The following is a 21961-nucleotide window of genomic DNA, read 5'->3' on the forward strand; positions in this document are numbered from 1 at the left end:
TGCACAGAAGTGCCGAACACACCGCAGCTACACCATCATCGAAAGGGATCATCATGCGTATGGGCCGTATAGCCGCGCTGGGCATCGGTATCGTCACGCTCACATCTGGGGCGGTCGTTCCCGCGGTCGCCGACAGTTCCGAGGGCGTCGCGCAGACTCGCCAGGCGCAGTCCGGCTCCGGTGACGCCACGGGGGTGCAGCTCGCGAAGGGGAAGCTGCACCTGTACAAGCACACGTATTTCAAGGGTGCCCACATCGCGCTCTCCAAGACGGACAAGAAGCTCAAGAACAACGGGTGGGCTGGCGGCAATGCGGACAACGCCGTGAGTTCCGTACAGAACAAGACCTCGCGCTCCGTCACGTTGTGGGACCGCAGCGGCAAGGACTGCAATGGCCCGCACATCAAGATCCCCGCGCACAGTGAGCAGAAGAAGCTGGGCAAGATGAACGACAAGACGAGCTGCGTCATCTTCCACTAATCGCCTCTCACGGGTGTGGTCCCGGCAACTGCATGCCGGGAGCACACCCGTGCTCGCGACGTAACCCGATCACCTGGGAGCCCTCTTGCACCGACATGCTCGGACCGCTGCCGCGTTGCTGCTCGGCCTAACCGCCGCACTCATAGCCACCGGCTGCGCGACTACTGCGCAGCCGGGCACAGACGGCGGAAACCCTCTCGCGCCGCCCGCTGCGAGCAAGGTGGCGAGAGAGCTGGTGCTGCCCTTCGACGCTTACGAAATGTCCAACACCGAGAACCTCATCATCGAATCCGCCGAGGACGTGCTGCTGCGGGACTGCATGCAAAGGCAGAAGCTGCCCTTCACGCTCTTGTCCCCGCCGGATCAGAACGAAGCGGATGCGCCCAACCGTCACCGCTACGGACTCATCGAACCTGCGATCGCCGACCGCTTCGGCTACCACCGCCCTCCGCAAGACCCGGCCACCGCACAGCGCGATGCCGACTGGGACGCCCGGCTGAAAAGAATGACCCCGCGCGAACGGTACGCGGCCTACGGCAAGGACGGGGACGGCGGCTGCTCACGGGCGGCGAATGCGGAGCTGCTGCAGGCAGTGCCCCGGTCGGGCCACAGCGAGTACAACGTGCGCATCACCGAGGTGTTCGACCGTTCCGAGCGGGCCCCGGAAGTGAAACAAGCCGTCCGTGCCTGGAGTGCCTGCATGCGGCAGCATGGATTCCCTTATACCGCCCCCTTGACGCGGCCAGCGACAGCCGTTGGGCCAAGACCAACCGCCCCACTGCGCACGAACGGCACGTGGCCCGTGTGGACGTACGCTGCAAAGATCACACCCGGCTCGTGCACATCTGGAAAGACGTCGAAAGCCGGCTTCAGAGACAAGTCATCACCGCCCATGCCGCCGACTTCCGCGCGCTCGCAGCCACCAACAAAGCCTGGCTGAGAGCCGCCCGCACCATCTTGGAGCAGAGGTAGCCCCGCTGCCAGATTCCAGACTCTGACACAGCTTTCGTGACGTCGTCACCGTGCATGACAGGTGAGCGTCTCGGGCCAGCTTCGGAAGCCGCCCGACGTCACCGGCGTGGTGGGCCGAAAGTCCAGCCATGAAAGAGGGCGCACTCCGGCTGAAGAGGCTGTTGTTCCCGTCGATCGCGGACACCGCCGTACTGTCGGTCGACTACGTCTACGACGGCGGCACCTGGAAGTACACGCCGGTGACGGCGCGCCTGGACCACGCCGACGTCCGCACCGAGCTGGGTGAGACGCAGGCGCCAGAGCCAGAACACGTCGCGGGCGGCGGCCCGTTCGTTGAGGGCGGGCCGCCGCGGTGAGGGCTGAGCTTGTTGCCTATCTGAAGAGGTCGACTCGGGCCCCGAACTGGTCTCTCCTCTGCGAAGAACTGCCCCAGCCCTGTGATCGGTGCCTGCTGACGGCCTGCAGGCAAGCTCTCATGCCCGACTTCCGACCACGAAGATCCGTGGGTCGCTCACGCTGCGCAGGTATGCATCGACCACCGCACGCCCCTCCTCATCCACCTCAAGACCACTGCAGGCGGCAAGGTCGGGCACGGTACCGATGACCGCCCACAGCGTGAGGGCGGACGTCAACGGCGAGCGGGTGTGCAGGCGCACCACGGCGGCGGCGCCTTGCCCGCCGCCGGCATCGATCCGCTCGACGCCGTCCTCCACGACCTCCACGTTCAAGCGGTCCAGGCCACTGCGTATGCGCTGCCGGGCGCCGGGCGAAAGGCTCGCGGCGATCGTCTGTCCCACGAGCCGCACCCGCAGGTCGGGGCGGCCGAAGGCGATCTCGGACACGGTCTCGATGCCTGTCAGCCCGCCGCCGATGACGGTGACCGCTGCGCCGCCGGGCAACACGGCCAGCGCGGCCCGCGCCTCCTGCGCCCCTCCCAAGTCCCCGACGCAACGGTGCCCGGCAGGGGTGCGGCCGTGCTGCTCACCGCGAGGAACAGGCGGTCGAAATCCAGGCGCTGCCCGTCGCGGAGCATCGCCTGCCTGTCGCCGATCTTGTCGACGGTGCCCACCCGCGTCGCGATCCCTTCGCCCAGCATGGACGCCAGCGGAACCGCCGCGGCTCCGGTCCCGGCGACCTGCTCGTGCAGCCGCACCCGCTCGACGAAGTCGGGCCGGGGATTGATCACCGTGGTGTCCGCCGCCTTCACCCTCCTGGCCAGCCTGTTCGCCGCGATCGTCCCCGCATAGCCGGCTCCCACCACCAGGACCTTCATCTGTACCTCCCGTTGTGTCTTCGCTTCACACACGGGAGGCAGGCGGTCTGGTGTCTGTGACGGCCAGACCAAGTGAGCCGCGTCACGTGCGACAAGCGCGGCTGCATCCTCTGCGGCACCGTCACGGCCTGCCTCGGTCCGGCGTCGGCGCCCACCCCGAGGCCGACTGGGAGCAACTGCGCACCGTCGGCAAAGGCCGGCGCTCTCCGCTCGCCGCCCTGGCCAAAGCCAAGGCGGGCACCCCGGCGTGAGTGCTGCTGCCAGGACGGGCGGAGCGCCACAAGCTTCGCCCGCCCGGGCAATCCGCCTCAGAATCCATCTTTGAACCTGCCGGTCAAGTCCGTGCGGGGCCCGCTGATTGGTGAAGCCCATCGATAGAGCTATGTACTCGTCGTGCTCAGGTGAGGAGACGCCAGTCCTGGGGGTCGAAGCAGACGAGGCCGAGTGCCCGAGCCCGCTCCACGGCAAAGTCCGCGGCCTCCTCGTACTTGCTGAAGACCATGCCGAAGTAGATCAGCGGACCGCTGGCTTCGCTGATCAATGGTCCGGCGGACCAAGGGATGGCGTCATCGTCTTCTTCATCGTTCTGGCCGAGGTCGGGCCAGCGCTCCAGCAGGTCACCGACGAATCGTCTGATGAGATCGGTGGGCGGGATGCTCTGCCCCATGCATGCGGCATGAAGGGCGTCGAAGACGTCGCCTGCCATCGTGTCGTCGGAGGGGCGCGGGCCTTCCCAAACTGCCAGGTCATAGATCATTCGCACATTGTGCTGGGCTGCACTGACAATCCCGTTGCAGGGGGCCGAACCACTTCGAGCTCCAAGGCCGCCAAGCTCACCGTTCATGCACCATAGACGGTCTCGGCTGGTCGTGGCCGCGCCGCGTCAGGGTAGGCCGCAGGTCGGGTGAGACGTCGGGTCATGAGCGTGATGGCCGCGAGGGTGAGCATCGCCTCGGAATGCTCAGGAAAGGTTTCGTAGTCGCGCACGTTCCGGCGTGCATGAAGCAGCCACGCCAGACTGCGCTCTACCGCCCAAGACGTGCCTCTTCTTCCGGGCGTCTTCTTGCCGTTATCCCGGTGCCGGCCCCCGGCATAACGCGGAAGCGGTGCTGCCTCGCACGGCTGCCGCCGCTGCCCCGCGGAGCCACCGGGTGTGGCCGACTCGCTCACTCACCCGGCTCTCAGAACGAGTCGTCCGCAGGCGGAGGCAGCGTACGCAGCACCGCCTCCGGGCGGCAGATCGCGCACGTGGTGGCCACCTCCGGTCACTGCGCCAACAGCCGCAGGGCGTCCGCGTCGGTGGCCAGGCTGCCGCCCTCCGATCCGGCGGCGCAGTCCAGGCGGTGCACCAGGCGCCGCCCGTCCCGCGCCACATCGACGCGCCAGCGGGTGCGCTTCTCCGGCGGCGGAGGATCGAGGACGGTGTAATCCTGGTCCTCAAGGGGCTGCACGATCGGATACGGCGCGCAACCACTGACCACGTGGGGCTGCTGGACCAGGTGCCCGAACGGTCACGGCGACGCCGGGCCCCCGGTTGCAGCAGCGGTCCGCGTGGATCGACCACGACAGCGAGCTGCCCGTCATCGAGGGCACGCTGATCCGGCTCAACTTCGATCACCTGCCCGGCGACCGCGACGCCCCGCCGGTCCGGCTGGTCCTCCGCGATCGGCGTCAGCCCGGACGACGTCGGCTTCCTGGTCCTGCTACCTGCGCCGATTCGACCTGGAGCGCTGCTTCAACCGGCTCAAGGGCTTCCGCGGGATCGCCACCAGATACGAAAAGACCGCCACTTCCTACGAAGCGGCGGTCACCCTCGCATCGTTCCTGCTCTGGGCAAGTCCAGTTTGAATGCGAACCCTAGCGCCCAGGGAGGCACTGATGGGTACGGGCTGCTCCCGGCCCAAGCGCGCCGGGAGCAGCGGACGGGCGTCGGTCAGGCGCCACCCGGCACGGCCTCGCGCAGACCGCGCCACAGCTCGCGCTCCTCCGCGGCAGGGTCCTCAAGCACGAGGGGTGCGCCCGCGCCGCCCAGACGCATCACGGAGCGCCCTCCGGCGTAGGCCGGCCAGTGCGGCAGCCCGCCGCCAGGAGTGCCCGTGCCAGTAGGACGGCCGGTACGGGCGAAGGAAGTCCAAGCCGCCCGCATGTGAGCGGAGAGTTCCCGCGGCGCGTCGGGACCGGCGAGCGGATTGTCGAGCGTGCCGAAGACGAAGCCGATCTCCGCCATGTGGCAGGCGCCGAGGGCTCCCCCGAGAGCGGGCGAGGGCCAGGCGAACTCGTACACGAAGGTCTGCGCACCGTGCGCGGCGCGCGCCTCGGCCACGCGGAAAGCGGGGATCCGGTACGCATGGTCGCTCAAGGCCGCGGACAGCAGGTCGCCCGGAGCAGCCCCGGAGCGCGCGTAGACCTTGCGTGCTTCGGCCGGATCGAGGCCGAGACCGGCGAGGAACCCCTGCAGCACCTGGTCCGTGATCCGCGGGCCGATCCCCAGCGGCACGAGGAAGAGGCGGAATTCCTCGCTCGTCGTCCCGGTGAGCAGATCGACGTCATGGCCCGCTCCACCGGCGAGTGCGTCGATCGGCCGTTGCGGCAAGGTGGCGCCGTCGACGACAGGCAGCACGGTGGTTCCACCGCCTGCCGACTCGCCCCACTGCTCGGGAGCAGCCGCTTGCGCGATCTCCTGTCCCAGGGCCGCGTCGGCGGCGATGAGCCGCTCGGGCGGCACCTCGGCCAGACTCTCGCGGGTCGGCTTCGCCCCGGCAAGGGCGGCCAGCCGCTCGGTGACGCGTCGGGCGATGTGCTCGGGGTGGCTGTGGTGGCCGGCGCCGCTCTGCGTGATCGCCCGGCGGAACAAGCCCCGCGCCCGGGGCATGGTCATGAGCGCGGTGATGCTGATGGCTCCCGCGGACTGGCCGAAGACAGTGACGTTGTCAGGGTCGCCACCGAACTCCGCGATGTTGTCGCGGGCCCATTCCAGCGCGGCGACCTGGTCGAGAAGGCCGAGGTTGGATGTGCTGTCGGGCAGCAGGAGGAACCCCTCCGCGCCGAGCCGGTAGTTCAAAGTGACGCAGACGACGCCTTCGGCGGCGAGCCGCGTACCGTCATAAGAGGGCAGTGAACCGGAGCCGTTGCGGAACGCGCCGCCGTGGATCCACACCATGACCGGAAGCCGTCTTCCGGTGCGGCCCGGGGCCGGCGTCCACACGTTGAGGTTCAGGCAGTCCTCCCCCGGCGCCGCCGCTTCTTCCAGCAGACCGGCCATCGCGGGGAGATATCCCGGCTGGGGCGCGGTGGGTCCCGGGACGAACGCGTCGCGCACCCCGGTCCACGGCTCCGGCGGCACGGGCGGCCTCAGACGCCGCGGCCCGAACGGCGGTGCCGCGTAGGAGACGCCCATAAACGCCGCCACTTCCCCTTCCACTGTCCGCGTATACGGCCTGCCGAGGTGGGGACGGTGACGTGCATGGTGCCTCTCGATGTCGTGCGCTGTCCCGAACATCCTCACCAGGCGGCCGGGGGGCAGACAACTCAATTTTCGAGCACCCCTCACACCCGGCGTGCACAAACCTCCCAGCTCATGCGCCCCATCGGCCGGTGCTTCCTCGCAGACCGCGCGAACTACAGCGCTCTGCGAAGGACGCTCCTTCCTCCCCGCACAACAGCTGGCGCAGCGTGCAATTTTCCGGCCCGTAGCCGTTCGCGCTCTGCCGCGCCCGCGCCACCACCGCGGCCCATCGGACTCGCCGTAAGCCCATACCGGTACATGTACCGCGCTGCGCCGCTCAGCGCCACGATGCGTAGGACGGAGCCGCGCCGCAGCCGCTGCCCTCCTCCCGACGGCGACCCGGTTTTCAGGGAATGTCACCGTCCCAGTCCCACCGGCTCGCGTCTCCCGGCCTGAGTTCGTACAGCGCCCACCCGCCGGCCCGAACTGCCCGACCTCCGTCATCAGCGCGGCGCCCGTAGTGATCTCCTGCGGCGTCCAGCTGGTGATATCGAGCAGCAGGCCGTCCAGCGGCCCGCCCACCAGCTCCGCGTACGTACGGCCCGGCCGCGGACCCGGGTGCAGGCCGTCGAAGTCCGAGCCGTAGACCCGGCCCCGCAGCAACTCCTCATCCCTGTCCCTGTCCATAAGGCCAGGCTCCCAGCCACCACCGACAACGCGGGCGGCCTTCGCCGGGTCAGCGCATGGTGGGCCGGGCTGTCGCCTTCGGGCGGCCGCCCCGGTCAGTGGCTGAGCATCTGCGGGTAGCGGGCGCGCCGACGGTGGTCGTCGTCGACGGCGAGTGCGTACCACGGCTCGCCGCGCTTGAGGCGCGGCAGCGTGGTGGCCAGCACGGCGATGGTGATGCCCTCGACGTCGCGGGCGAGAGCTTCCAGGCGGCGTTGGAGGAGGTGTTCGGGCAGGCCGGTCAGGACGACGTGCAGGGTCGGGAAGAGGCGGCTGCGGGTGTAGCGGTGGCGGGACCAGAAGTCGTACGAGCGGCCAATGGTGCCGCGGGCGCCTTCCCAGATGCGGTGGCCGGCGTAGCGCTCGTAGTCCCAGACCTCCTTCGCCAGGCGGGCGCGGCTCATGGTGCCGTTGTCCACCTCGAACAGGCTCGCCTCGCTGGTGGCCGTGGGCAGGGTGAGGACGGCGTCGGTGCTGAAGCGCAGGCCGATGGCCTTGATGGCGTGGTTGACCTCCACCTGCCAACTGGTCAGATGGTGGCGGCCGCCGTAGGCGAGGATCGTCTCGGTCACCGCGATGCCGTGCGGCCCGAAACCGGCCCGGATGCCCCTGGCCCCGGTACCGGCGCGGGGGCGCGGCGGCAGTTCGTTGCCTGCGGCCAGAGCCTTCAGCCCTGCCGAGGTCAGGTTCCAGATCGGGTCGCGGCCGTGCTTGCCGTTCGTCTCCGCCAGGCCCTGGGTCTTCAACTGCTGCATCGCCCTGCGTACGTACGACCGGCCGTCCGAACCTTCCGCCGTGATGACCTGGGCCATCTGCCGGACCGTCGCCATCCGCACGCACCCCAGCATCCGCAGAGCATCCGCACGCACCCGGCAAGCAGTAGGAGTAGACCTTGGCCCAGTCGCTGACGCTTCAGGGACAAGGAGAGAGGTGTCGGCCCGCCGGAAAGCGGCCGTGCAGGGGGTGTGGCCTGCGGTTTCCTGCGTAACCGCCGCTGCTGTCGCGGCACTGGTCACGGCACTGGCCTGCCAGCCGTCGGCAAGGGGGCGCGCGTCGGCCATCGCCGTCGTCCGGGCGTGGTGGTGGTACGTCATCGCGGGTGACCTCCAGCGATCATGCGGGCTCCGGACAGAACCCGCGCTTTCGACCTATAGAGGTCCGGCCCAGCGCCCCCGTGTGACCGGAAGCGCCGCGCTTCTTCAGCGGAAGCCCGCCAGCAGCCCGCCGGTTTTTCGCGCGCACGGACCGGCAGCAGGCGCGCATCCCGTGTCCTGACCGCGCCCCGCCCCAGCAGACGCGCGCACCCGGCAATGCCTGGCGCGCCCGGTGCGCGCACGCGCCGCGCATCGTGCGCGCGCCGGACCGGGCGGGCGCGCTTTCGAAGGGTTCGGCGCGCTCGCCGGGGCGCGCCACGCGCACCAGCCGAACCTGATCACCTCGGGCGCGCCGCACCGCGCCGTATCACAGCACCCCTTGCCGACACCCTTGCCAACCCGCGCCGGAGCCGCGCGCACCCTTGCCGAAAAGCGTGCGCGCCCGGCAAGGGTGCGCGGTCCCGGCGCGCCACCCCTTGCCGAACGCGCGCACCGGTCCCCCACACCGCGTTGCGCGCAGCCGGGAACCGAGGAGGCTGGAAGGAGAGGAGGTAGGGATCATGGGCAAGCACAGCAGTGGAAAGGGCGGCGGGTCGAAGAGCGGTGGTGGCCAGCGCATGAGTCCGGCCGCAGCCTCGCGGGTGCAGTCCGCCAGCGCGAAGAACCCGGGCAGCCGTACGGCCGAGAGCGGCTTCGCATCCCGCGCGCAGTCCGCCGCAGCCAAGAGCAGCGGCTCCCGTCAACAAGGTGGCCGCTGAGACGCCGGATCACATCGGCCAGAGGGGCCTTCACCGCGGCCGCCCGGTCTGTCACTGCTCACGCGCATCATGAAAGGCGTGAGTGAGCAGATCGAGGAACCCGAGCAGGTCCCGCCGTGGCGGCCCAAGGCCGGGCCCCAGCCCCGGGTGTGGTGCTGGCCGCCCGGCGACCGGCCGGCCCTGTACGTGTACGACGGCGGCAAGTGGAAGTACGCGCCGGTGACGGCGCGCCTGGACCACGCCGACGGCCGCACCGAATACCAGGTCGCTCTCCAGACCAGCCGCGACCGGGGCACCGTGCACCGGGCGTACTGGTGGCCCCAGCCCGGCCTGCGCCGCGCCCACGGCAGCACCTGCGAGCCCACCGACCGCGAACCCATTCCGAAGACCGCAGCCGACTGATCTCCCGTTGCCCGCTGTACGCAGCCCGGACCGCCTGCGGTGCCGTGCAGGGTGGCGCGGGCGGCGGGGCAGGATCGGCCCGCCTCACTCTCGGGGAACACGAACGAGGTACAGCGGCCCCGGGACGGCGGCCAGACGCCGGTGACGCCCCGGTGCCCGGGGCCGCCCGCATCACACTCCCCGACCGGCGCTGCACGCCGCGGCCCGCTGCGTCCTTGCGCATCTGCCATATCCGAGGGCTGGGCGGGCGCCTGACACCGTGGTCCGCTGGGCAGTACGGCACACCGGGAAGGAGCGCGGATGGAGAGCGCGGAGGAGCTGCGTGCGGTGATGAAGGCGTATGCGGAGCTCGATCCGCTCACCGAGGCGGAACGGCGCGCGCACCCTTGCCGAGCGCGCATCCATCGCAGAGCGCGGTGCGCACGGTGAGAGACGATGCGCACGGCCTCTGGAGCTGGTGCGCGTTTTCGTCCAGAGGCGTGCACCGGCTCCAGAGGCTGGTCGCCGCGTTGCGGACGGCCGGGAACCGATGAGGGGCGATCTGCTCGGCGAGCGCCTGGCCCGACGTAGGGGTCGACGGCGGCGAGGGCCAGCACATGGCCGAGGTGGCTGCCATGGGCACCGATGCCTTTCCCCCGGCACCGGTGCCCATGATCAGGACTGCACCGGCCGTGGAGGGGAGCTGAGCGCGGGCGGTGCGTCCTTCCTCTACTCTCCTCGTCTCACAGAGCCGCAGGCGGCCTGCACGGCGCATTTCGTCTACGCCATACCGGGCTTCGTCTTCCTCCTCAGCACACCCAAAATGGCCGACGGCCGGAGCAAAAGCCTGGCTGGCCCGCCCCGTTGAACCTCCCGTCCAGCGGATCTAATCTGAAGGCTGGCCACGCCTCAGCTACTGGCCGGCCCCATGAACTCCTCAGCGGCACGTCAGGCGCCGGATCCGCACATCGCAGCGGACGCACGGACCCGGCTGTCCCGCCGGCACCGGGGCACTCCCGCCACCCCGGTAAGCCGGCGCGGACACCTCCCGGAACGCGGAGAGGAGCCGTGCCCGGGACGCGGTGGCCGCCGGCGCGAACAGGCGGCCACCGTCTGCTGTCCACTGTCCTCGCCCAGGGGCGAGGCGGTACCGCTACTGCACGCCAAGCTCCGCCGCTTCGCACCGCCCTGTCTTCGGCCGCGGCCTGGCAGGCACCACGGCCCGCAGTGGCCGACGGTGCAGCGGGCCTCCTCGGGCACCGCAGCCCACGACGAGAAGACCGGCCGCAGCCGTGGCACCAGTACCGCCGCGCAAATCCGGCGAAGGACTGCCGCCCTGCCCCGCCCGTCTACTGCCGACGGCAACGGTGACGTGCGCCGCGTCAGCTGGGTGCTGGCTCCAGGGCGAAGGTGGTGCCGCAGATGTCGCAGGCGAAGCGGCCGTTGAGCCCGTCGATGGCGCTTTGGCACTGCGGGCACGTCGAGGAGGTGAAGTACGCCGCCGGCGCCACGGCGGCATCGTGCTGCGGTTCGGGAGCAGCGGGGTCGGTCATCCGGATGCCCCGCAGTTGCAGGACCAGCGGCCGTCAGACCCCTGGATCACCTCGGCACCACACCGGTGACAGTGCATGGCGTCCTCTCCGCCGGCGGGAGCAAGCACTCCCTGTACGGCGAGTACACCCGCGGCAACATCACGAAACCAGCAGGCGCTCTGTCACATGCCTGCAGGTGCACGCGGTGGACGCGGGCAGGCGGACGGAGCGCCGTGTCAGCAGACGCTGGGCGGGGTGGGTGGCCTGGCGGCGGGGGTGCGGGGCCGGCCCCGGCCGTACTCGTCCCGTCACAGGGGACCGGGGCCTGTCCCGCACACTCCACACTGGCACGGGCCGAGGCGGAGTCTAGTGCTCCTGGGACGCTGCGGCGGGCGATTCGGTGAGGCGGTCCAGGCGTGCGTAGAGCGCGCGCACCAGCCGGGCCCGGCTCTGGACACAGCGCACGGTGCCCACCAGCGGTACGGCCAGCCGCCTCTGGGTCTCGCGCAGGACGATGTCGGTAAGGGCCCGCCGGCCGCTGCCCCAGGGCAGGGCGCAGGCGCGGCGCTGGACGTCGGCGGCCACCGCGCGGGCCTGCCCGGTCAGCTGCAGTGCGATCTGTTCGTAGTCACGGGGCTGGAGTGTCTCCTTCGGCCCGGTCCAGGCCAGTACGGCCCGGATGAGCGACAGGTACGGCTCCCGGTCGAGCGCCGTCGCCTCGTGGAGGACGCCGGGCGTGGCCGGTGCCGGATACGGGGTCATCGTGGTTTCCGCCAAGGGGCATGTCGGTGCTGAAACGCGCCGTCCAGAAGGGCTCAATATCCTCGCTGCCCGCCTGCCGCTGCAAGTACATCTGCAATTGCATCCGCAAGAACAGTCGCGCGAAGCCGCTTTCAGGCCACGCGCGGCCGGGATCGCACCGATCGGCGACAGCCTCCGGCCGGAAAGACCATCAGATCAAGCCCCCGCCCCGAAGCGATGCGAGGGCCGCCGCAGCAGCTCCACCGGAGACCGTAGAGCTGGCCGTTCGGGCCCACGGCAAGGGCAGCGCACACTCCGCGCGGCGCGGAAGACCAGGCATTGCCCTCCACCCACGGTGAGGCCATGGCCTTCGCCCACGAGCCGGAGCCGGAAACCTCAGCGATCCGCCCGGGCCGAGCTGACGCATATGTCGACCGGATAGTCACCGCACACCGTTCGAGACAGTTCAGCCCCCGGGCCGAGGGCAGGGTTTCAGTTTGGCGCAGCGCCGGTGGGCCCGGGTGGTCCCGGGACCGTCATTCGTGCCGCCGGAACATGTTCACAGGGGCGCGCCGTGCGGGCCGTATTTGGGGTACCCAGGGTGCTTCCGGAGCGCCGGCGAGAGCGTGGTGCCCCGCTGGAGCATCGCCAAGAAGAGGAGTTGCTGTGCTTCCTGGTCACATTCACCGGATGAAAGGCGCCGTCGTGCTGGGCGCCAGCCGCCCCGGCGAGCCCGGGCCCTTCGGAACCTGGCCGAACGACGAAGACCAGCTCGACGACACCCTCCAGGAGGAACCGGACGACGAGGGGTAACCCGCGCCTTCACCGCCCGTTGAAGCAGATGCACGACAGGCGCCGGACCATGCGGCCATGGTGGGGCCCGGCGTACGGCCCGGCGCCCCGGACCATGAACGCGCAGCGGCCGGATGCCGGTGACGACACCAGCTCGGCCCGCCTACGCCTCCGGACCGCTCTCTTCGTCCTCGTCGTAGTCCGGCATCGGCAAGGGCTCGGCCTCCCGCATCAGCTCCGCCGTCCAGTACCGCTCCACCGCGGCGGGATCCTGCGCCGCCGGAGAGGTCACAGTGGGCTCGGCGGCCGCAGCGTCCTCCGCCTGCGTGCCGGGGGCACGGAAGCCGTCCGGCCAGCTGCGGGCGAGGCGCCGCTGGGCGCGCCGCTGTTCCTCTTCGCGCGCGATCTGCCGGGCCAGGACCGCGCGGTCGATGTGCGGTGCAACGGCGGCGAGGACCAGGCGCTTCAGCCCGTGCGGTTCGAGGGCCTCGACCTCCCACTGCACCGGGCGCGCGGGATCAAGGTCGTAGCGGCGGGCGAAGGCCGGCCACCGCGGGTCGCCGCGCTTGCCCTCAGTCGCCGGCAGTCCGTACGCGCGCACCTGCTCATACGTGAGCAGCACGCGGGTGACCCGGCCAAAGCACCCGGTGCGCTCGACCCAGTCGCGTTCGATATCCATGCCCGAGGCGTCCAAGTCCCCCGCGTTTCTCCGGGGCGCCGCGAGCGTGCGATTCAAGTTCACGCAGCTCAGAAGCTGTCAGAGCGACCATAGCGGGTGCCACACGTGTGGTGCATGCAGGCGCGGATAAGCTTCTGCCGCTACGTGCCAGGGGGTCTTGATGTCCAGCTCTACCGAGAACGCCGCGCCGCACTCCAGGGTTTCTTCGGAACGGTCGGCCGCTCTGCCCATCGGGGCGATGTTCTCCGTCACGCGAGGCTTGTTCTCCCTACGCAGTAAGGGCAGTCGCGCCACCGACGTCGGTGCCGTGCGGGTCCTCCGGATCCGGGACATCGGCTCTGACGGGACCATCGCGGAACGGGATCCGACGAGTGACAGTTGGGAGACCGACGTTCCCGAACGTTTCCACTTGGAAGCCGGTGATGTGCTGGTTCAGGGGGCGGCTTGCGAACGGGGAGTGGCGCCAGAGCTGCTGTAGTCAGGCCACAAGATCTTCCAGCAGCAGCCGGTAGCCACACCATCGTGCTCCGTCCAACGGTGGCCGTTTCGCCCGATCACATGCGTCTCATATTGGCCTATCTCCGCTCGTCTGCGGTCCTGCGCGTGACGAGGGGGCACGCCGACATGCGGCGCCTGCCCCTGAAGGATCTGACTTCGCTGCCCCTGCCGCAGGCCGATGAAGCGCTCTCCTCCGCCCTCGCCGAACTGGAGGTTGCAGGACAACGGATGGGCAGCTGGCATGCTGAGGCCGGCAACCTCGTGAGATCTGTCTACGATCAAGGCCAAGATGCTGGGCAGGCCAGACAGCGGATCATTGAAGCAGGACAGACGCTTCGTCTTCGGGCGGAGACCGCTGCTCAACTCGATGACTTTGGGTATATCGTCCGCACCCGATTCCCCTACCCCATCGCGCTTCGTTGGCGCGAAACCGAAGCCAGAATGAGCACCAGGGACCTTGGGCCGGCTTACGACGCCGTGCTGGAGACCGCAGAGATTCTTCTGTGCTACAGCGCTCTGGGCACCGCAGCATTGGCACGCAGCGCGTCCATTGACCTCTCGGCCGTGGCCGCGCTGCGCGGCAAGCTCTCCAACCGGCGCGGGGGGCCGGGGCTGGGCGAGTGGGTAGCGGTTCTCCAGGAGATCTCCGGGGCGAAGAAGCGGCGTGCCTTGAGCCCTGAGCATCCTCTACATGAGCTGGGTGCGCTCTTAGCTGACGATGCTGCCAGTGCTGCCCGGCAGCGGCTTTCAGCTCGTCGTAATGATCAGGCACACCTGCGTCGGGTCGACCCCGTGGATCTCCCTCGAACGCTAGAGGAATCGTTCAACGACCTGACTATTCTGCTCACGCGCGCGCGATTCCTGGCTGACTGGCCTCTCATCGAGATCACGTCCGTCGCCTGGGATGCGTTCGCCGACCGAGCCGTTCTGGGTTACCGCCGTCTGATGGGAGACCACCCTGTGGTTGCCACGGAGACGATGGAGCATCCGAGCAGCGCGGTGGAAACCGGGAGCCTCTACATGGTTGACCGCGACCACAAACTGCACCTCCTTCGGCCGTTTCTGTCGGGGCGGATCTGCCCGACGTGCCGTTCGTGGTCGACGTTCCATGCTGACTTGGTCGCTGGCGACATCGTGTTGAAGAGCCTGGAGCATGGTCATTGTCTTCCGGCAGCGGCAGAAATTACTTCCCTTCAGCAGGCGGGACTGCTTTGACCTCGGGGTTCATCCCTGCTGTCAAAGCGTCCGGTTCCCTGGACCGGACCCGCTCCGGTTGAGCTGAGCCATCAGCTCGCGGTTGGCGGTGCGAGCAGCAGCGAGGTCGTCGTCACGGTCTTGGAGCTTGAGTTTCAGGTCGATGACCTACTGTTCGAGGGTGGTGATGCGGGCTTGGAGCTGTTCGGTGTCGTCCGGGCCGCCGATGCCGAACTCGCGCCAGACCTGTGCGCCGAGGACTTGGCTGAGCCGGCTTTCGAGGCGGCGGATGTGTGCGGCAAGGCGGGCGGTGCGGGCGTCGGCTGCCGCTAGGTCGGCTTGCAAAGAGGCCCGGCTGACCGCCGGGCCCCGGCCGCCCAGGATTGTGGGCGGCCCCGCAGCCTGCGCGTGGATCTGGCCGAGCAGGTCGCGGTGGCGGTAGAGGAAGGTGCGGTCGACGCCCGCGCGGCGGGCGATCGCGGCGACGCTGGTCTCGGAGCCGTCCTTCGCGGCCTCGGCCAGGGCAGCGAGGACCCGCTGGCGGCGCCGGCCGGTGTCGGCCCGGCGGCCTTCCAGCATGGCCTGGACTGCGGGGTCGGTCGGAGTCATGCGGGTCGCTCCGGTCGTAGGTCGGGCAGGGGCTGGGGGATGCGGGGCATGCCGAGGAAGCCCTGGCGGGTCTTGCGGACCATGGCGGCTGCTTGCTGGATCTCGGCGCGTTCGGCGTCGGTGAGTCTGTCGGCCTCCTCGGTAACACGGCGGATCAGCCGCCGGACGCGGGCGATCTCCTCATCGGACGGGGTGGCCTCGGCGCGGGCCCAGTCGTCGGCCTCGGTCATCGACCGCAGCCGCTCGCGCTGCCGCAGCAGGCCGTCGAGGTAGGCGGAGAGCTCGGGGAGGTAGGAGATGTCGGTGGAGTAGTGGTCGCATCCCACGCAGCGGAACCGCAGGGGCAGGCGCCGCCTCCGGCGGCGACGTTGGAGGGCTCGGAGCAGGTGCCGAAGGGGACCTGCACCGACCCGATCGCCAGTCGGGTTCGTTCGGCGTCCAGCAAGGTGGTGACCGCTCCCCAGACGCGCTGTCCGTGGCGGTCGAACTGCATGGCGGTGACCTTGTCGACGGCTTCGCGCAGGCGTACTTTTTGACCCGGTAGTAGCAGCGGGTCGACTCGTAGGAGTCGTGATCCATCAAAGGGGAGAGGACCTCGATGGGGACGCCGGCGTCCGCGTGGCGCTGGGCGAAGGAGTTTCGGTAGGCGTAGGGGAAGATCTTCTCCTTGTCGAAGACGGTGCCGTCGTCGAGGCGGAACTCGGGGAGCGCCTCGACCCAGTCACGGTGCATGCCGCTGAGGTGGTTGGAGTCGACGGCCCGGTCGCCGTGCAGATTCAGGCTCTGGGTGGGCAGCAGGACCAGCTTCGACGGGGGCTCGTCGGGGAAGCGGGCGCGTACGCGTTCCTGCTGGGCGAGGATCAACTTCGCGGTGGGCTCGTGGATGGGCATCTGGCGCCGCAGGCGCTGTTCCTTCCAGTTGTCGTAGGCCAGCACGGGCTTACCCTGGCCGTCGCGGGTGAGGCAGTGCAGCTCCAAGCGGCAGATCTCCTCGGGCCGGCGGCCGGTGTCCATCAGCAGCTCGACGCTGAGCCGCAGCTCGCGGCAGGTCATGTCCTCGAAGAGGTCGAGGTGGGCGCAGAGCTGGCGTGTCACATCGGGGGGCAGGTCCTGGCCCTCCTCGGGAGGCTCCGGCGCCTTGGGGACGTCGTGGCGGGTGATGGTGAAGTCGTCCGGCAGGCCGGCCATCGTCCCGCCGGGACGGGTCAGCCCGAGAGCCCGGGCCTGCCTGAGAACGTTGCGGGCCATGCGCACGTAGGAGCGGCGAGTGTTGGTGGTCATCCGTCCGTTGGCTTCGAGGAAAGACATCCTGTTCAGGAAGTTCTCGATGTCGGCGCGGGAGAGCACGGCCAGGTCGAGGCCGCTGTCCGGGCGGGCGCGCAGGGTCTCCGCGAGCTTGGCGAGACCGTTGACGTGCTGCCGGGCGTGCGAGGAGGTGCTCTTGGAGCGGACTCTGGACAGGTAGTCGCGGGCCCAGCGCTTGGCGCTCTCGCGCAGCCAGGGCTGGGGGATCACGGTGAAGTCCAGCGTGCCCCGGTGCCCGAACGCCATCAGGTCCCAGATGTCCTTGGCGTACTCGCCCTCGGGCGTCTTGCAGGCCCGGATCGCGTAGGCACGGGTGCGGTTCAGCAGGGTCAGGGCCTCGCTGTTGGCGGCCGGGGCCGGGACGTCCTCCAGGCGCCGTGCTCCCGAGGGGCGGACAGTCCTGTCGATCAGGGCCCTGAAGTTGCCGATCTCCGTGCGGGCGCCCTTGTGGCAGCGGTGCTGGAGCCCGAACAGCAGCTGGGCGACCACGAGGTCGGGCAGGCCTCGGAAGCTGACCTCGGCGGCGAAGCTGCCCGACGGCGCGGTCCGCAGCCACGTGTCCTGGTCGAAGCCGGGGTTCTTGCGCAGGGCCCAGAGCCGCTTCTCGTGGGCATGGCGCCGACCTGGGCCGCGTGGCACCGACGCTGGGTCACAAGGCGATCTGGGCCGCGGTGATGCTGCCCGTCGGGGTTATTGTGTTCGCCGTAGGTATGTCGCGGGCTCGGCAGGCCGGTTCGCTCGGCGAGTACTGATCCTCCAGAATCCGAAAATCAAATGCTATGCTCTGTAGCATGTCATCGTGGCGGAAGTCGCAACGTCTAGGCCTAGAGGGCCACTTCGGGCCGCTTGAGTTGGCAATCCTGAATGTCATGTGGTCGGCGGGCACGATGGACGTCGCGACATGCACTCGCCGTCTCGATAGCGGCCAGGCATACACCACGGTCAAGACCGTGATGGAGCGCTTGGTGCGCAAGGGGCTGCTGGGGCGGGAGAAGGAGGGTCGTCACTATGTGTACTGGCCCGAGCGGACGCGTCGCGAAGTCGAAGAGAGCGTGGCGGCCGAGCAGGTACGCCGCGTGATGGACGGCTTCGGCGACCTGGCCGTCGCCAACTTCGTCCAGACCGTGAGCGGCGACGCCGACCAGCTCGCCCAGGTGCGAGCCATGCTGGCCGACATCGCTGATACGCAGGACGACGACGATACCGAAGGGCTCAGCCGGGCGGCGCCGGAGCCTGGCGCATGAGGGCGAGTTGGCTGGGCTACCCCCAAATCGTGCTCGCCTGGTGGTGCCCGCTGGTCGCGATCGGCCTGTGGCACCTGTTTCGTCGGCTGTCGGCCCGACTGCCGGCCCGCGAGCGGTTCATCCTCGCGATGGCCGCGGCGGTGACGCCGCTCCTGGCGATGGCAGTCCCCTACGTGCCGCACAGCCCTCTGCGCGACGTGTTGCCGTGGCGCGCGCCGATGGCGTGGGGCATCAGCAACGGCATCACGGACATCGCCGGCCACCACCCGCTGACGGCTCTCGGAGCACAGCTCATGATCGCTGCCTCGGTCGCACCGCTCGCCTCTCTGGCGGTGTCATTCGCCATCGGCGTCACCAACGCGGTACGCACGCGGCGCGCCGTCGCGACGCTGGCCCCACGGCAGTGCGGCGACATCTGGATTCCAATGGCACCGGGCCGGGCCGCGCAGGATGTGGCAGCCACGGTCGGGCTGATGCGTCCTCGTATCCTCCTCAGCCCCCAAGTGGCCAGGTCCGCCGAGGCGCCTACGATCATCGAGCACGAGCGCGCGCACGCCAAAGCGCACCACCCGCTGTGGATCTTTATCGCGACCTGCGTGCTGCGCTCGTGGTGGTGGATCCCTGGCCGTGGAGCGGTGCTTGCCGAACTGCGGCTGACCGCCGAGCTCTGGGCGGATCAGAGCGCACGTGAGGCCGATGGCGCCGCGGCCGTGGCCAAGGCGCTCTGTGCACGGATAGAGACCATGACCCGCCCGTCCCGCCAAGGCATCGCAGCCGGGGGCTCGGCACCGGTTTTCTTACCCCGGATGTCGAACTCGCCCACCGGGCACGGGCCCTGGCGCGGCCGCCTCGGGTTCTCCCGCCTCGGCAGGCGTGGGCGGTGCGTACGGCGGCGGTTGCCACTGTCGTCATGGTGGCTCTCCTGCTCTGATTGACCTGCCGGTCCGCAAGCGCCCCCGACTGGCAAGGGGACGTCCAGTCCTTGTGTGCCCGCTCGCCTACATCTGCTACGTCAAATAGCAGGCTTAATTGCTACGCTTTGTAGCAGGAAAGGTATCGTGCTGATGTACTCCACCCCCGGACAGGAGTCCTCTCCCCCGGATGCACCCGTGATCGAGACTCGTGGACTGTCCAAGGCCTTCCGCCGCGCGACTGCCGTCGACTCCGTCGACCTCACCGTGCGGCCGGGGAGGGTCTATGGTCTTCTGGGTCCCAACGGCGCCGGCAAGTCCACCACGCTGAAACTCATCCTCGGCCTCATTGGCCCCACTACGGGCGAAGTGCGCCTATTCGGCCAGCCTTGGAGTCGGCAGGGCCTCTCCCGTATCGGAGCAAGCATTGACGGGCCCAGTTTTTACGGCCACTTGTCCGCCAAACAGAACGTGATGATCCACGCCCACCTGCTCGCCTTGCCGGAGGCCGAGGCCCACAGCGCCCTGGCCGCCGTGGATCTGGATCCCGCAGACCGGAAGAAGGCCAAAAGCTTCTCCACCGGCATGAAGGGCCGCCTGGCCCTGGCGATCGCCATGCTGGGCAGCCCGGACCTGCTCATCCTGGACGAGCCGCAGAATGGTCTCGATCCGGAGGGCATCGCCGCGCTGCGCACCATGATGCGCCGCTTCACCGAGACCGGACGCACCATCGTGCTCTCCAGCCACCTGCTGGGCGAAGTCGCTTCTGTCGCCGACGATATCGGGCTGATCGCGCAAGGACGTCTGCGCTACCAGGGGAGCCTCGCCGACCTTGCGCCCGACGGGGACCTCGAAAGCGCCTACTTCACACTGACCAGCGGCTCAAACGAAGCACGGGCGGTGACGCCGTGACCACCGCCATACCCAGGGCGCCGCTCCCCGGCCTGTCCGCCACCTTCCGCGCCGAGTTCGCCACCTGGCGGCGCAGCACCGTGGCGTACCTGCCACTGGGCGGACTGGCCTTCGCCCTCGTCAACATCGCAATGTTCATCTCGACCGGCCCCGGCAAGTCCTGGAGAGACGTCCTCGGCTACCAGAATCTCTGGGCGATGTTCGTCGGCCCGATGCTCACCGCGCTGCTGGTGGCCACTGCGGCCCGCATCGACCACGGTGCCCGCGGCGGGGCCACCTGGTACCGGCCCATCCACCCGGCGTACCGGCACCTGAGCCGCTTCACCGCCCTGGCCGTGCGATCGCTCGTGCTCAACGTACTGGGCGCCGGCGCCCCCTGATCCTCCTCGGCTTGATGTCCGGTGCGCAGCGGGTACCCCTAGATCGCGCAGTCGAGGCCATCGTGGTGCCCTGGCTCTCGCAGCTCGGCCTGCTGGCCCTGCTCCTGTGGCTGGCCCGGCAGGCATCCTGGCTGGTGACTCTCGCCGTGGGGTTCGTGTGGACGGTACTGGGCGTTGTCAACGCCGAGTCCGCGTCCTGGACAGTCCTGCCGTTCACCTGGCTCGACCGCGGGGCGCTGCCGGTAATCGGCACGCACGCCAACGGTGTTGCCCTGGGAGCCCACTCCGCGCTTACCGGCGCCTCCCCGTGGCCGCCCACCCTCCTGGGCGCACTGCTGGCGGTGCCGTTCCTCCTGCTTCCGCGGCTGCGCCTTCCCCGTTCCCGGGCCGCCAAGCACGGCCTGACACCCCCGCGGACGGCATCCGCTCACGGGGACACGGCGAACTCGGACACAGCCGCGGAGCCGGACACCGCCCACCAGCCGAGCACCCCCGCGTGGTGGCCGCAGTGGCCGGCATGCTGCGCGGCACGGCGCTGACGTGGCTGTGCCCTGGTGCGGTCGGCCTGATCGCGGTGTGGCTGTCCTGGCACGACCCGGATACGAGCATCCAACTGTTCACCTTGCTGGTCCTGCCCATCGGCACCCTCGTGCTGGGGCTGGTGGCCTGGAGCGCTGTGCGCGACGGCTGGCGAGCGGTCGCCGCCCGCAGCACCGGCACCAGAGGCCCCGCGTTCGCCCTCGCGGGTATCACGGTCGGTATCACGGTCGCCGTGTCACTGGTCACCGTCCTCCTCTATCTGGTGGCGGGCATTCCGGTCGGGCATGCCTGGCCCCTCGCTCTCAGCAGTGCGCTAGTCGGCGCGATGCTCACCACGTTCACCCTCTGGCTGGGCATCCGCACCTCGCAGGCCGTCGCGGTAGTCGTCGGAATCATCGGCATCATCTTCGGCGTCCTCGTAGGCGGCACTGGCCTGCAGCAGACGTTGTGGCCGCTGATTCCATACTCCTGGGCCAACTACCTCGATCTGCAGCGCATGGCGGTGACGCTCCCCATCAGCATCGCGGCCACGGCCTTCCTCATCTTCGGCATCGCCCACGCGGCACGAAAGGCGGCGGGAAACTCATGACCGCAACTCCTCGCACGACACGTCGCGCCCTGGCCGCGGTCATCGCCGGGCTGTCCGTCCCCCTGTTCATCTCCGCCTGTTCGCAGCAGGAGAGCGACGCCGTCCTGAAATGGCCGGCGGTCACCAGCAATCCCCAGCACGTCAGCGCCGATCAGCTCGGCGACGCCTGGCCGGTGAAGCCCAAGGAGGGAGATGTCAGGTGTGATACGACCAGTTACAGCGGCTTCGCCATCACCTTCACGGCACCTGACGGCAAGATTTACGCGCTCAACAACGTTGCCCACGACGAAATGGGCTACCCCAAGGCCGAGACCATCCAGGTGCCCTCGTCGAAGACGATGTGGCGGCTGCGGGCGTTCGGGGTGCAGGTGTGCAGTGTCGACCGGGCCAAGCACATGCAGTCGACTCCCAAGCCATCGAGAACTCCTTGAGCCTCGCGAGCAACGGTCAAGGCGCATCTTCGCATCGTCGCCTGCCCCGATCGCGGCGGCCCACGCGGCCGCGAACCGTAGCGTGGGGGCGCCACGCCCCGGGCGCCTCCACACCGAGTTTGGGGAGACCAACGGTGGCCGCTAGGGCGGCGGGGTGCCGCAGGGCACGGATTGCACGCACGCGCATGGCGGCCGGACGCTGTCGAGGGCCTTGATCGCCAATCTTTCGAAGTGCCCGTCCCTGAGCGCAGAGAGCCCCGTCCCGCTGCCCGATCCGGTCCTGGGCAACATCGAGGGCATGCCCGTCACCGGGCGGGAGACAGATGGCCGGCTCTCGCTGCTACTCGTCAGCGATGGCAACAAGAGCGGCAAACAGGTCACATGGCTATGTCAGCTCAGCATCCGGATGCCGACCTGAAATCAGCGCATGTCCATACGGCATTCATCCAGATGGCAGCGCGAAAAAAACTATACGG

The 21961-nt window shown here is 69.4% G+C and carries 27 protein-coding genes and 2 pseudogenes; 16 read left to right on the plus strand and 13 right to left on the minus strand.

Features of this window, described 5'->3' with window-relative positions; translation table 11 throughout:
- The first annotated feature begins 59 nt into the window (after nucleotides 1–59).
- From ACEXOX_RS46895 to ACEXOX_RS46905, 3 genes are all read left to right on the plus strand, one after another.
- The gene (locus ACEXOX_RS46895) at nucleotides 60–479 is read left to right on the plus strand and encodes a peptidase inhibitor family I36 protein (RefSeq protein ID WP_406527075.1); all 420 of its coding nucleotides are present in this window, start codon (nucleotides 60–62) and stop codon (nucleotides 477–479) included.
- 235 nt (nucleotides 480–714) lie between these two features.
- Nucleotides 715–1419 carry a hypothetical protein gene (locus tag ACEXOX_RS46900; protein WP_406527076.1) on the plus strand — a complete coding sequence of 235 codons (705 nt, stop codon included), beginning with the start codon at nucleotides 715–717 and terminating at the stop codon, nucleotides 1417–1419.
- A gap of 160 nt (nucleotides 1420–1579) precedes the next feature.
- A complete protein-coding gene (locus ACEXOX_RS46905) occupies nucleotides 1580–1807 on the plus strand; it encodes a hypothetical protein (protein WP_406527077.1) in 228 nt (75 codons plus the stop codon).
- A 117-nt stretch (nucleotides 1808–1924) separates the two neighbouring features.
- On the opposite strand, the pseudogene ACEXOX_RS46910 reads toward ACEXOX_RS46905, so the two are convergent.
- Nucleotides 1925–2724 (minus strand): annotated as a pseudogene (locus ACEXOX_RS46910) (NAD(P)/FAD-dependent oxidoreductase).
- A gap of 86 nt (nucleotides 2725–2810) precedes the next feature.
- On the opposite strand from ACEXOX_RS46910, the gene ACEXOX_RS46915 reads away from it, so the two are divergent.
- Nucleotides 2811–2975, plus strand: coding sequence for a hypothetical protein (locus tag ACEXOX_RS46915; protein WP_406527078.1), 165 nt, complete (start codon nucleotides 2811–2813; stop codon nucleotides 2973–2975).
- A 146-nt stretch (nucleotides 2976–3121) separates the two neighbouring features.
- Here ACEXOX_RS46915 and ACEXOX_RS46920 read toward each other — a convergent pair whose 3' ends face one another.
- From ACEXOX_RS46920 to ACEXOX_RS46940, 5 genes and pseudogenes are all read right to left on the minus strand, one after another.
- Nucleotides 3122–3481, minus strand: coding sequence for a hypothetical protein (locus tag ACEXOX_RS46920; protein WP_406527079.1), 360 nt, complete (start codon nucleotides 3479–3481; stop codon nucleotides 3122–3124).
- A 508-nt stretch (nucleotides 3482–3989) separates the two neighbouring features.
- Nucleotides 3990–4175, minus strand: a complete 186-nt coding sequence (locus ACEXOX_RS46925; RefSeq protein WP_406527080.1) for a hypothetical protein — start codon at nucleotides 4173–4175, stop codon at nucleotides 3990–3992.
- A 482-nt stretch (nucleotides 4176–4657) separates the two neighbouring features.
- Complete coding sequence (locus ACEXOX_RS46930) at nucleotides 4658–6145, minus strand: carboxylesterase/lipase family protein (protein ID WP_406527081.1); 1488 nt, start codon at nucleotides 6143–6145, stop codon at nucleotides 4658–4660.
- A 430-nt stretch (nucleotides 6146–6575) separates the two neighbouring features.
- Nucleotides 6576–6856 (minus strand): annotated as a pseudogene (locus ACEXOX_RS46935) (hypothetical protein).
- Nucleotides 6857–6951: 95 nt separating this feature from the next.
- Entirely contained in the window at nucleotides 6952–7764 is an 813-nt protein-coding gene (locus tag ACEXOX_RS46940) for a replication-relaxation family protein (RefSeq protein WP_406527082.1), read from the minus strand.
- 785 nt (nucleotides 7765–8549) lie between these two features.
- On the opposite strand from ACEXOX_RS46940, the gene ACEXOX_RS46945 reads away from it, so the two are divergent.
- Nucleotides 8550–8747 carry a hypothetical protein gene (locus tag ACEXOX_RS46945; protein ID WP_406527083.1) on the plus strand — a complete coding sequence of 66 codons (198 nt, stop codon included), beginning with the start codon at nucleotides 8550–8552 and terminating at the stop codon, nucleotides 8745–8747.
- 78 nt (nucleotides 8748–8825) lie between these two features.
- Nucleotides 8826–9149 (plus strand): hypothetical protein, encoded by a 324-nt coding sequence (locus ACEXOX_RS46950; RefSeq protein ID WP_406527084.1) that lies wholly within the window; start codon nucleotides 8826–8828, stop codon nucleotides 9147–9149.
- Between the two features lie 1361 nt (nucleotides 9150–10510).
- Here ACEXOX_RS46950 and ACEXOX_RS46955 read toward each other — a convergent pair.
- Together ACEXOX_RS46955 and ACEXOX_RS46960 are read right to left on the minus strand one after the other, a co-directional pair.
- Nucleotides 10511–10681, minus strand: a complete 171-nt coding sequence (locus tag ACEXOX_RS46955; protein ID WP_406527085.1) for a hypothetical protein — start codon at nucleotides 10679–10681, stop codon at nucleotides 10511–10513.
- A gap of 345 nt (nucleotides 10682–11026) precedes the next feature.
- A complete protein-coding gene (locus ACEXOX_RS46960; RefSeq protein ID WP_406527086.1) occupies nucleotides 11027–11422 on the minus strand; it encodes a restriction endonuclease in 396 nt (131 codons plus the stop codon).
- A 669-nt stretch (nucleotides 11423–12091) separates the two neighbouring features.
- On the opposite strand from ACEXOX_RS46960, the gene ACEXOX_RS46965 reads away from it, so the two are divergent.
- A complete protein-coding gene (locus ACEXOX_RS46965; protein ID WP_406527087.1) occupies nucleotides 12092–12214 on the plus strand; it encodes a hypothetical protein in 123 nt (40 codons plus the stop codon).
- 142 nt (nucleotides 12215–12356) lie between these two features.
- Here the strand turns inward: ACEXOX_RS46965 and ACEXOX_RS46970 are convergent, their stop codons facing one another.
- Both ACEXOX_RS46970 and ACEXOX_RS46975 read right to left on the minus strand, forming a co-directional pair.
- Nucleotides 12357–12872 (minus strand): hypothetical protein, encoded by a 516-nt coding sequence (locus ACEXOX_RS46970; RefSeq protein ID WP_406527088.1) that lies wholly within the window; start codon nucleotides 12870–12872, stop codon nucleotides 12357–12359.
- 78 nt (nucleotides 12873–12950) lie between these two features.
- Entirely contained in the window at nucleotides 12951–13124 is a 174-nt protein-coding gene (locus ACEXOX_RS46975) for a hypothetical protein (RefSeq protein WP_406527089.1), read from the minus strand.
- A 285-nt stretch (nucleotides 13125–13409) separates the two neighbouring features.
- Here ACEXOX_RS46975 and ACEXOX_RS46980 point away from each other — a divergent pair, with 285 nt between their 5' ends.
- On the plus strand, nucleotides 13410–14585 hold the full coding sequence (locus ACEXOX_RS46980) for a restriction endonuclease (protein ID WP_406527090.1): 1176 nt from the start codon (nucleotides 13410–13412) through the stop codon (nucleotides 14583–14585).
- Nucleotides 14586–14732: 147 nt separating this feature from the next.
- Here the strand turns inward: ACEXOX_RS46980 and ACEXOX_RS46985 are convergent, their stop codons facing one another.
- The 3 genes from ACEXOX_RS46985 to ACEXOX_RS46995 are packed head-to-tail and all read right to left on the minus strand — an operon-like array spanning nucleotide 14733 to nucleotide 17117.
- A complete protein-coding gene (locus ACEXOX_RS46985; protein ID WP_406527091.1) occupies nucleotides 14733–15173 on the minus strand; it encodes a hypothetical protein in 441 nt (146 codons plus the stop codon).
- Nucleotides 15170–15403 (minus strand): transposase, encoded by a 234-nt coding sequence (locus ACEXOX_RS46990; protein ID WP_406527092.1) that lies wholly within the window; start codon nucleotides 15401–15403, stop codon nucleotides 15170–15172. Before ACEXOX_RS46990 ends, ACEXOX_RS46985 begins: the two co-directional genes overlap by 4 nt.
- A complete protein-coding gene (locus ACEXOX_RS46995; RefSeq protein WP_406527093.1) occupies nucleotides 15354–17117 on the minus strand; it encodes a tyrosine-type recombinase/integrase in 1764 nt (587 codons plus the stop codon). Before ACEXOX_RS46995 ends, ACEXOX_RS46990 begins: the two co-directional genes overlap by 50 nt.
- Nucleotides 17118–17329: 212 nt before the next feature.
- Between ACEXOX_RS46995 and ACEXOX_RS47000 the strand changes: the two genes are divergently transcribed.
- The 8 genes from ACEXOX_RS47000 to ACEXOX_RS47035 all read left to right on the plus strand — a co-directional run bounded on the left by ACEXOX_RS47000 (nucleotide 17330) and on the right by ACEXOX_RS47035 (nucleotide 21903).
- Nucleotides 17330–17722, plus strand: coding sequence for a BlaI/MecI/CopY family transcriptional regulator (locus tag ACEXOX_RS47000; RefSeq protein ID WP_406527094.1), 393 nt, complete (start codon nucleotides 17330–17332; stop codon nucleotides 17720–17722).
- Nucleotides 17723–17751: 29 nt separating this feature from the next.
- Nucleotides 17752–18657: a hypothetical protein gene (locus ACEXOX_RS47005; protein ID WP_406527095.1), complete on the plus strand. Its 906-nt coding sequence runs from the start codon at nucleotides 17752–17754 to the stop codon at nucleotides 18655–18657.
- A 129-nt stretch (nucleotides 18658–18786) separates the two neighbouring features.
- Nucleotides 18787–19545, plus strand: a complete 759-nt coding sequence (locus ACEXOX_RS47010) for an ABC transporter ATP-binding protein (protein WP_406527180.1) — start codon at nucleotides 18787–18789, stop codon at nucleotides 19543–19545.
- On the plus strand, nucleotides 19542–19925 hold the full coding sequence (locus ACEXOX_RS47015; RefSeq protein WP_406527096.1) for a hypothetical protein: 384 nt from the start codon (nucleotides 19542–19544) through the stop codon (nucleotides 19923–19925). Before ACEXOX_RS47010 ends, ACEXOX_RS47015 begins: the two co-directional genes overlap by 4 nt.
- A gap of 14 nt (nucleotides 19926–19939) precedes the next feature.
- The gene (locus ACEXOX_RS47020) at nucleotides 19940–20464 is read left to right on the plus strand and encodes a hypothetical protein (RefSeq protein WP_406527097.1); all 525 of its coding nucleotides are present in this window, start codon (nucleotides 19940–19942) and stop codon (nucleotides 20462–20464) included.
- Complete coding sequence (locus tag ACEXOX_RS47025) at nucleotides 20434–21054, plus strand: hypothetical protein (protein WP_406527098.1); 621 nt, start codon at nucleotides 20434–20436, stop codon at nucleotides 21052–21054. The genes ACEXOX_RS47020 and ACEXOX_RS47025 overlap by 31 nt, the downstream gene beginning before the upstream one ends.
- Nucleotides 21051–21485: a hypothetical protein gene (locus ACEXOX_RS47030; RefSeq protein WP_406527099.1), complete on the plus strand. Its 435-nt coding sequence runs from the start codon at nucleotides 21051–21053 to the stop codon at nucleotides 21483–21485. The genes ACEXOX_RS47025 and ACEXOX_RS47030 overlap by 4 nt, the downstream gene beginning before the upstream one ends.
- A 154-nt stretch (nucleotides 21486–21639) precedes the next feature.
- Entirely contained in the window at nucleotides 21640–21903 is a 264-nt protein-coding gene (locus ACEXOX_RS47035) for a hypothetical protein (protein ID WP_406527100.1), read from the plus strand.
- Nucleotides 21904–21961: the final 58 nt, after the last annotated feature.

The organism is Streptomyces sp. Ac-502 (genome assembly GCF_045222935.1).
GTDB classification, from domain to species: Bacteria; Actinomycetota; Actinomycetes; order Streptomycetales; family Streptomycetaceae; genus Streptomyces; species Streptomyces monomycini.